Below are 2,459 nucleotides of genomic sequence, written 5' to 3'. Positions count from 1 at the left end.
ATATCCATATTATAAATATTTTCTGTTTCTAAATATGAATATTTACATTCTGAAAAAAATGTCTTTTCGATGTTATTTAGTCTTTTCTTTGTTATTTTAATGGCTTGTTCAGACTGATCAATGCCGATCCATTTTCTGTTTAATTCTTGAGCGGCAATTAATGTAGTGCCGGAGCCACAGAAAAAATCCAATACTATACTCTCTTCATTTGAAGACGCTGAAATAATTGACTTTAATAAATCTTTGTTTTTTTCTGTTGGATAATTAGGATATTGATAATCTTTAAATTCCCATATATCCTGCATTTTTTTGCCGTCTTTTTCGTCAGCGTAAATTATCTTTCGTGGATTGCCGTTTGATGACCATTCAATTAATCCGGCTTTGTCCAATTCTTCAAGTTCCTTTGGATCGCAACGCCAATGCCTGCCTTTTGGAGGCTTTATGCCCTTAAATTCCGTTGCAGTAACTCCGTTTTTTGTTTCTCCCGGTGCATGTAACGGTATAGTCGTGTACGCACGTCCGTTTTTATCTGTTTTTTTGAATAATCTATTTTTATCATTATTATTAAATGGGATTTTAGGATCATTCCAAATTACATTTTTTGTTTTTGAATAAAACAATATCATATCCTTTATGTTTCCATACGCATTACGCTGAAAATTTTTGGGGTTGCATTTTATTCTGGTTATATCATTCCTAAAATTATCAATTCCAAATATTTCATCCATGATTATTTTTATATAATGACCGATTTTATAGTCTATATGCAAATAAATTGAACCAACATCCGAAAGCAACTCTCTTGCGATTACAAGCCTTTCACGGATAAATTCAATGTAATCAAAGCCTTTTAAGTTATCAATATATGCCACATCGTCATTATTACTCACGCTTATAGTGCTTACTCTTTCTTGTCCGATAGTAAATGTCGTATTTGTTGAAAATGGCGGATCGATATAAATTAAATCGATTTTATTTGTATACTTCTCCCTTAATTTTTGTAATACTGAAATATTGTCCCCTTTAATTAATAAATTCTCAGCGGAGATTTCACCATATAGGTTACAAACAGAAGTATTATTTAAAATTTCTTTAACTGGTTTCTTGCCTTGATAACATAATTCCATAAAAACCTCATAACGAGTAAAGAAATTCACGCAATAATAAAGCACTAACAATATTATAATTAGCGTAAGTCGTTGTAATATTCCTATACATTTTATTGTCCGATTTAATATATAATACGCCGTCTAATATTGCGATTGTAATTGCCTTAACTGATGTATTTGTTATTGTGCTCATTGCGTCATCAAATTGGGCATTTTGATGTCCGCCAAAATCAGTTAAAAATTTAGCTTCCCCTATAACATATTTTCCATTAAATCTGCCAACAAAATCCAAACCTTTATCACGGGAATAATCTAAATGTTCCGTACACCAAGTTTTCATTTCTGCATCGGAAGCGTCTAATACCGCATTCTCATTAGTTTTTTGAAATTCATTTATGCCAACTGGTTTTATTCCTAACCCGTCATTATTTAGCCACCGCTTAAATAATGGTCCAATTTGTCTGTTTGTTTCTTTAGGTTCTGAGCACCTTTCAAATATTTCTTCCAATCCCATTTCATATAATCTGCCACAAAGCCTATTTAGAGTATTTGGATTTCTTTGAATAGCATCAGGGTCTCTTTTTAAGTATGCCACATAAGAATCTTTAATTGGAAAAAGGTCTAATTGTAACAAATGAGTTATTAAATCAATATTGTTGTGTGCCTTAAAACTATTTTCAATATGATACCATTGATTTTCATCAATTTCTCTTATCCCATCTGGGATTGTTGGGTAAATTTTAAATAATTCGTCCAAATAATTACGCTGATTTGCAAATTCTATGCTTAAATCAGTCCAATGTCCCATAAATTTCCCCTTAATTAGTACTTTATGCCAAATTTTTATTTTTGTCAACGATGTTTTTTAGGGGGCTTTTCAAAGGTTTAACTTAAAGTATCTTAAATAATCTTAACATTTCTTTTAAATACGCATTATATTTCACTTTTCACGATATACGCAAATGTTTTTCGATGACATACAAATGCCTGTTACTACTTTACCAACCCCATATACGGTGTACCCTACAAAGCAAAGTACACTATTACGTTGTAACAACTAATACTTTACAAAAATTATACCCAGAAGATTTCTCACAAAGGACACTGAGGAAGAGAAGGACACAAAGAAGAATCAAGGGATTTTTGTCCGTTATCTTATCGTGAAGTTCACAAGTCTATCCTTCGGACAATAACCCCCTTCTCTTCCTTTGTGTTCTTCTCCCCCTTTGTGCCCTTTGTGTGAAGTCTTCTCAAAAAAATCCAAATTAATAGTAAAGATTTAAATGTTACAGACTACTATGAAAAAGTGGTAACAGATACATTGCGTTACCTATTATATGCGGTGCTACC

2 protein-coding genes are annotated in these 2,459 nt (G+C 31.9%); both read right to left on the bottom strand.

Going from position 1 to position 2,459, the window contains the following annotated elements; translation table 11 throughout:
- The coding region (locus tag ACYVTD_RS11575; protein ID WP_461247922.1) for a site-specific DNA-methyltransferase at positions 1-1,127 on the bottom strand (1,127 nt) is incomplete at its 3' end.
- A gap of 7 nt (positions 1,128-1,134) precedes the next feature.
- Complete coding sequence (locus ACYVTD_RS11570; protein ID WP_461247921.1) at positions 1,135-1,917, bottom strand: restriction endonuclease; 783 nt, start codon at positions 1,915-1,917, stop codon at positions 1,135-1,137.
- Between the last annotated feature and the right edge of the window lie 542 nt (positions 1,918-2,459).

This window comes from Treponema sp. R6D11, from assembly GCF_054786075.1.
The sequence above is the reverse complement of the archived record's forward strand: the minus strand, read 5'-3'. Positions and strand labels throughout refer to the sequence as shown.

What these genes read in the sequence shown, in the direction of transcription:
- ACYVTD_RS11570 (WP_461247921.1), bottom strand. Translation starts at nt 1,917, where the DNA reads ATGGGACATTGGACTGATTTAAGCATAGAATTTGCAAATCAGCGTAAT.